Below are 529 nucleotides of genomic sequence, written 5' to 3' on the forward strand. Positions count from 1 at the left end.
CCTAGCTATAATTACGGTGGCAATAAAAAATGCTATAGAAGCAATCAACTGAATAAAGAGTAAAGTTATCCCTCTTCTCATCAAAATCCACAAAATAAACAAAGTCTATTTAAAGTTTGTAATATTTCATAAATTAAATCAATAAAATAAAAATATATTGTTGATTTAATAATAATTTGTTATTTAATTAGAGTTAAAAAGAGCGCTTGTAAAATCTTTTGCATTAAATACTTGAAGATCATCAATCTTCTCACCAACACCTATAAATCTAAGTGGTAATCCAAGCTTTCTGGCAATTGAGAAAATAATTCCTCCTTTAGCCGTCCCATCAAGTTTTGTTATTGTTATACCTGTAAGATCTACAATTTCATGGAAAGCTTCAGCTTGACTAAGAGCGTTACCTCCCGTAGTTGCATCAACAACCAGCATAACCTCATGAGGTGCTGAGTTATCGACTTTTTTTATAACCTTAACAACTTTCTTAAGTTCTTGCATAAGGTTATCTTTATTGTGTAGTCTACCGGCAGTA

General features: G+C 31.0%; 1 pseudogene. It reads right to left on the reverse strand.

Annotated elements, in window-relative coordinates:
• Positions 1-183: 183 nt before the first annotated feature.
• Positions 184-529 (reverse strand): annotated as a pseudogene (locus DNK84_RS14040) (signal recognition particle-docking protein FtsY); the annotation flags it as partial.

Origin of the sequence: Facilibium subflavum, assembly GCF_003574485.1 — a bacterium.
Lineage (GTDB): Bacteria > Pseudomonadota > Gammaproteobacteria > Francisellales > Francisellaceae > Facilibium > Facilibium subflavum.